We start from the raw sequence: 5,705 nt of genomic DNA, 5'->3' as shown, positions 1-5,705 counted from the left end.
TTGACACAAGTACTCTAATAGGGGGACTAGCTCCCTGTTCCTGACTCGAACCTGCTGACAGCCGCACTCCATCATTGTTGGCAAGCGGCATGGCAACCGCAGTCTGACATGGGCAAGCGATAATGCGAGAGGAAAGTCAACGGTACAATCACTACAACCATGCTGTGGGGCTAGCGGTTGTTTATCTTATTTTTTGGCCAAAGAGTAAGGAAAGAGGTCTTGGTAGGAGAAGTCAGGGACAGGTTGTTTGAGCTATGAAACTATATCAACGACCCCCATCATGGGTAAGCGACTAAAGTGGCTAGCGGGCTTTTCCGCCCCGCACTCAAGTGCGGGGCTACCAAGCTATCCTTTTGTGTCGGGAAGCAACCTGATCTTTTTTGGAGCGGCCATGAACGCGCGTCAACTGGCCCTCTTGGCTCTGCAGAAGATCGAGCGGCACAACGCCTATGCCGACGTGGTGCTAGAACACTTGTTGGCCCATAGCCGCCTGATCCCTGCCGACTGCCACCTGGTCAGCGAGTTGGTGTATGGGATTACCCGCCGTCGCCGCACCCTTGATGCCCTGATCGACTGCTTTGCCCGGCGCCCCGCCCACCAGCAACCGCTCGATTTGCGGCTGATTCTCTACCTTGGCTTCTACCAACTGGCTTTTCTGGATCACATCCCGCCCAGGGCCGCCATTCACACCAGCGTGGAGCTGGCCCGCCAGGTGGGCCTGGGATCCCTGACGGGGGTAGTCAACGGCATCTTGCGCGCCTACCAGCGGCAAGCGTTGGATGGGGCGGAAAAGGATCCCCTCAAGCCCTTGCAGGACACTCTGCCCACTGACCCGATTCAGGCCTTGGGGATCCGGCATAGCTTTCCCGATTGGCTGGTGCGCCTCTGGTGGGAGCGCCTGGGACCAGCCGAGACCGAGCAGTTGTGCGCCTGGTTCAACCAGCCGCCCCACCTGGATCTGCGGGTCAACCCGCTGCGGGCGGATGTGGACAAAGTCATCCAAGCCTTGGCAGAAGCGGGGATCCCTGCCTCACCCATCCCTGAGGTGCCGGGCGCCCTGCGCCTGGGACAACATGCCGGCGACATCACGGCCCTGCCCGGCTTTGCCCAAGGCTGGTGGAGCGTTCAGGATGCCAGCGCCCAGCAGGTGGTGCACTATCTGGATCCCCAGCCGGGAGAGCGAGTCATCGACTGCTGCGCCGCTCCGGGCGGCAAGACCACGCATATGGCCGAGCAGATGCAGGATCGCGGCGAGATCTGGGCCCTGGACCGCCATCCCCACCGCCTGCGCCGCCTAGAGGAAAATGTGCAGCGCTTGGGCTTGAGCTCGATCCGTCCCCTGGCCATCGACCTGCTCTCCCTGGACGCCGCTGCCGAACCTCCTGCACCCCTGCCCCCGTGGCAGAGCGCCGACCGAGTGTTGTTGGATGCCCCCTGCTCCGGCTTGGGCACCCTGCACCGCCACGCCGACGCCCGCTGGCGGCAAACCCCCGCCCAGATTCAAGAGCTGGCCCATCTGCAAGCTCAGCTTCTGCAGGTGGCAGCCCGGTGGCTCAAGCCGGGCGGACTGTTGGTGTACGCCACCTGCACCCTGCATCCTGCCGAAAACGAGGCAGTCATCCAGTCTTTTCTGAACCGGCATCCCCACTGGGCTGCCGAAGGGGATCCCCTGCTCATCTGGCCTCATCGCCAGGATCGGGATGGATTTTTTATCCAACGGTTGCGTCGCCGCGATTAAGCCTTCCCCGCCCCATCTCTCCTCTTCCTCCGCATGGCTTCTGAGCTGCTCACCAGCCCCAAAAACCCTTGGATCCGACAGTTGCGGCAGTTGCACCGCAGCAAAGGCCGGCGAGAACAGGGCGCCTTCCTGGTCGAGGGATCCCACCTCCTCGAAGAGGCGCTGGGGGTCGGCTGGCCTCTGCGAGCTGTCTGCTACACCTTCGACTGGGCTGAGCGTCACCCCCGCTTGTTGGCCAGCCTGCCCAAGCATCTGCGGCGGCAGGCCGTCAGCTTGGAAGTGATGGCGGCCCTCTCTACGACCGAGTCTCCGGAAGGGGTTGTAGCTGTGGCCGTTAGCCGGCAAATCGCCTCCCCTCCCCCAGAGGCGCTGCGCCTGGGCTTGGTGGTCGAAACGCTGCAAGATCCAGGTAATTTGGGATCCCTGATCCGCGTCGTGGCGGCCACCGGAGCCGATGGCCTCTGGCTAAGCGCAGACAGCGTCGATCCGGAAAACCCCAAAGTCCTGCGGGCCTCCGCCGGCCAGTGGTTTCGCCGCCCGCCTCAGGTTCTCTCTGACTTGCCCGCCTGGATCCAGTCCTGTCGTCGCCAAGGGATCCAAGTTTTGGCCGCCACCCTCGCCCCTCTGGCCACCTGTTACTGGGATCACGACCTCACTCGGCCAACCCTTTTTCTCTTGGGCAACGAAGGGGCTGGCCTGCAGGAATCGACGATCCAACTGGCCGATGCCCAGGTGCGGATCCCGATGGCTGCTGGCGTCGAGTCCCTCAACGTGGCCATGACCGGGGGATTGCTGCTCTACGAAGCTTTGCGCCAGCAGCGAGCCCAGTTGAGAGGCACAGCTTGAAGAGCCGCCCTCGTTTCAAAACTCCTCATCTGCAAAGATGGGGGCCTCAACCTCTTCCTGCTCTCCCTCCTCTATCCCCCCCGGTCGGCTGGCAGAAACCGTTACCCCTGCAGAAAGTTTTTCCCGCACAGCCGCTTCCACCTCCGCCAGGATCTCCGGCTTTTCTTTCAGGTAAACGACCAGATTGTCTCTCCCTTGGGCCACATTTTCCTCTTTGTAGCTGTACCAGGAACCGCGTCGTTTGAGAATGCCCATCTCCTCGGCCAGATCGACAATGCAGCCGATGTTGGAGATGCCCTGGCCGAAGATGATGTCGAATTCTGCCCGCCGGAATGGGGGAGCAACTTTGTTTTTCACCACCTTGACCCGCGCCCGGATCCCGTATTCTTCAGCACCTTTCTTCAGAGTTTGCACGCGGCGAATATCCAGCCGCACCGACGCATAGAACTTGAGGGCATTGCCGCCAGTGGTGGTTTCCTGGGGGCCGTAGCCGATGCCGCCGATTTTGGAGCGCAACTGGTTGAGGAACAGAACAATTGACCCGGTTTTGCTGACGTTGCCGGCAATCTTGCGCAGCGCTTGGCTCATCAGGCGGGCCTGTAACCCCACATGGGCGTCTCCCATATCCCCCTCGATCTCGGCGCGGGGAACCAACGCTGCCACCGAGTCCACCACCACAATGTCCACAGCAGCAGAGCGCACCAGTTGATCGACAATCTCCAGGGCGGCCTCCCCCGTGTCCGGCTGGGAGATGAGCAGATTCTGGATATCTACCCCCAAAGCCGCCGCGTAGGCGGGATCCAGCGCGTGCTCGGCATCCACAAAAGCAGCCGTTCCCCCTCGTTTTTGCACCTCAGCGATGGCGTGCAGAGCAACCGAGGTTTTCCCAGAAGATTCCGGCCCGAAGACTTCGATGATTCGCCCCTTGGGGTAGCCACCGCCCATGGCCAAGTCGAGGGTGATAGCGCCGCTGGGTATGGTCTCCACCCGCATCTGGGCCGCATCTCCCAGGCGCATGATCGCCCCTTTGCCAAAATTGCGCTCGATCTGGCCCAACACCTGATCCAGAGCTTTGCGTTTCTCCGACTTCAACTTGTCCAAGTCGTCGCCGTTGTTCACGTCGGCAGCTTTGCGGGCCATAACCAGCACCCTCCCCCAGGAGTCGCGGTGGAAAATCAAGCCTGCATTCTAACATTGTCGCCTTGTTGCCCCCAGCGGATCCCTTGATCTCCCTCCAATTGCAGTCAGCTCGTACCTTGCCTCGGTTCCAAGCTCCCCTCTCCCTGAGGGAGAGAGGTTGGGGGTGAGGGTCGCAGAACAGGTAGAGTGAGCTAGAAAGACCGGTTTAGGAATACTGCCGTGTTCACGACCCTGGTGTTGCGATCCCCCGGTCCAATTGTGTTTAGCTGGGGGCCATTCAGCCTACGCTGGTATGGCCTGCTGATCGGCTTAGCAACCGTTTTGGGCCTGTTTCTAGCTCGCCACCTGGCGGCACGGCGCGGTCTTCCCCCCAATTCCATGTCCGATCTGCTGCCGTGGCTGGTGGTGGGATCCCTGCCCCTTGCCCGTTTTTACTACGTGGCTTTTGAGTGGGAGCGATATCGAGATGGCCCTTGGTGGAAAGTCCTGGCCCTCTGGCAGGGGGGAATGGCCATCCATGGCGCTTTGCTCGGGGGCACTGCAGCGCTTTACCTGTTTGCCCACCGGCATCGGCTCAACTTCTGGCTGCTGGCCGATTGCATCGTTCCTTCCCTCAGCCTTGGCCAGAGCATCGGTCGCTGGGGCAACTTCTTCAACAACGAGGCCTATGGAAAGGCTTTGTCTCCGGCTAGTTCTCTGTGGATCCAACTGCAGCTCCCCGACGGATCCCGCGTGCATCCCACTTTTTTGTACGAATCCCTCTGGAACCTCGGCCTCTTCGGGATCCTGCTCTTTTTGAACTATCGGCGCCAGCCTCCGCCCGGTAGCCTCCTGGGCCTCTACCTGCTGGGGTATAGTCTTGGACGCTTCTGGATCGAGGGGCTGCGCGCCGACAGCCTCATGCTGGGGCCCCTGCGGGTGGCCCAGGGGGTGAGCCTACTGCTCATCGGAGCTGGCCTGGCCCTGATGCTGACCGCTCAAAGACGTGCTTCTGCTCACCTGAGCCCAGTGAGGCCCTCACCCGCTCTCTCGACAGGGATCCCTGCCCCTGAGCACCCCCCGAAGGAGCCGTAAGCCATGGCGAGCGCACGAGATGAAGAGCTTTGGCAACAAGCTTCCCCTCTGGTGTTGTCCTCTGCCGCTGCCACCCAATCGCTGGCGGCCCTGGTGGCTCAGGCCGCCGTTCGCCTCCTCAGAGGCCCGCAACACAGCCCCCAGCGCAGGAGCAAGACAGACTCCCCTCCCGGCCTGGTGATCCTTCTAGAGGGCAATCTGGGCAGCGGCAAAACCACCTTTGTGCAGGGGCTGGGGCAAGGGCTGGGGATCCCGGAGCCCATCGACAGCCCCACCTTCGTGCTGGTGCAGGAATACCACACGGGACGGATCCCTCTTTTTCATTGCGATCTCTACCGTCTAGAGTCCGCCTCTGGCGGAGCCGAGTCCTCAGCTCTGGACGATCTGGGGCTGGAAGAACTTTGGAGCCAAGCTGGGATCACCGCCATCGAGTGGCCTCAGTACCTGCCCTACTGGCCAGCAACCTACCTCTGGCTGTGCCTAGAAGCCCATCCCCAGGCAGAGGGATCCCGCCTGCTGTATGCCAAGGGCAAAGGATCCCAGCTCGCCCACCTTTGGCAACAAGTTCTCTCTCAATTCACCCAGCAAGACCCTCAAGAGAACGGGATTCTCTTCTCCTCCTGAAAGGGGATCCCGAATTCGTATGGACTTACCCTCAACCCAAGAGCCAAAACTCGCGCAACTGAAAAGACGGAGCTCACTTTCCTCGGCAATAGCCACGCCATCCCCTTCTCGCAAGGGCAGCCCGTTCAGAGTCGCATTGCCCCGGGCTACCTGCAGCCACCCATAACGCTCCTTATCCAAGCGTTGGCTGGTGGGTGGTATTGACATATGGGTTGAGGTGGGGGTAAGGTAGTAAAGCGCCAGCAAGGCCACCGGCCACGGCGCGCCAGAACCTTGACAAGTA

The 5,705-nt window shown here is 61.3% G+C and carries 5 protein-coding genes and 2 pseudogenes; 5 read left to right on the top strand and 2 right to left on the bottom strand.

The window, feature by feature from the left end; all coding sequences use genetic code 11:
- Nucleotides 1-122 precede the first annotated feature (122 nt).
- From ACVWXC_RS13235 to ACVWXC_RS13225, 3 genes and pseudogenes are all read left to right on the top strand, one after another.
- Nucleotides 123-255, top strand: a pseudogene (locus ACVWXC_RS13235) (IS200/IS605 family transposase); the annotation flags it as partial.
- A gap of 136 nt (nt 256-391) precedes the next feature.
- A complete protein-coding gene (locus tag ACVWXC_RS13230; RefSeq protein ID WP_011429967.1) occupies nt 392-1,738 on the top strand; it encodes a 16S rRNA (cytosine(967)-C(5))-methyltransferase in 1,347 nt (448 codons plus the stop codon).
- A gap of 33 nt (nt 1,739-1,771) precedes the next feature.
- Nucleotides 1,772-2,584, top strand: coding sequence for a TrmH family RNA methyltransferase (locus tag ACVWXC_RS13225; RefSeq protein ID WP_011429966.1), 813 nt, complete (start codon nt 1,772-1,774; stop codon nt 2,582-2,584).
- A gap of 15 nt (nt 2,585-2,599) precedes the next feature.
- On the opposite strand, the gene recA is transcribed toward ACVWXC_RS13225, so the two are convergent.
- Nucleotides 2,600-3,724, bottom strand: coding sequence for a recombinase RecA (recA, locus tag ACVWXC_RS13220; protein ID WP_099812230.1), 1,125 nt, complete (start codon nt 3,722-3,724; stop codon nt 2,600-2,602).
- 219 nt (nt 3,725-3,943) lie between these two features.
- Between recA and lgt the strand changes: the two genes are divergently transcribed.
- Together lgt and tsaE are read left to right on the top strand one after the other, a co-directional pair.
- A complete protein-coding gene (gene lgt, locus ACVWXC_RS13215; protein ID WP_011429964.1) occupies nt 3,944-4,798 on the top strand; it encodes a prolipoprotein diacylglyceryl transferase in 855 nt (284 codons plus the stop codon).
- A 3-nt stretch (nt 4,799-4,801) separates the two neighbouring features.
- Nucleotides 4,802-5,422 carry a tRNA (adenosine(37)-N6)-threonylcarbamoyltransferase complex ATPase subunit type 1 TsaE gene (gene tsaE, locus ACVWXC_RS13210; RefSeq protein ID WP_099812231.1) on the top strand — a complete coding sequence of 207 codons (621 nt, stop codon included), beginning with the start codon at nt 4,802-4,804 and terminating at the stop codon, nt 5,420-5,422.
- 63 nt (nt 5,423-5,485) lie between these two features.
- On the opposite strand, the pseudogene ACVWXC_RS13205 reads toward tsaE, so the two are convergent.
- Nucleotides 5,486-5,608, bottom strand: a pseudogene (locus ACVWXC_RS13205) (pirin family protein); the annotation flags it as partial.
- Between the last annotated feature and the right edge of the window lie 97 nt (nt 5,609-5,705).

The organism is Thermostichus sp. OS-CIW-20 (genome assembly GCF_054061455.1).
The sequence above is the reverse complement of the archived record's forward strand: the minus strand, read 5'-3'. Positions and strand labels throughout refer to the sequence as shown.

What these genes read in the sequence shown, in the direction of transcription:
- ACVWXC_RS13230 (WP_011429967.1), top strand. Translation starts at nt 392, where the DNA reads ATGAACGCGCGTCAACTGGCCCTCTTGGCTCTGCAGAAGATCGAGCGG.
- ACVWXC_RS13225 (WP_011429966.1), top strand. Translation starts at nt 1,772, where the DNA reads ATGGCTTCTGAGCTGCTCACCAGCCCCAAAAACCCTTGGATCCGACAG.
- recA (WP_099812230.1), bottom strand. Translation starts at nt 3,724, where the DNA reads ATGGCCCGCAAAGCTGCCGACGTGAACAACGGCGACGACTTGGACAAG.
- tsaE (WP_099812231.1), top strand. Translation starts at nt 4,802, where the DNA reads ATGGCGAGCGCACGAGATGAAGAGCTTTGGCAACAAGCTTCCCCTCTG.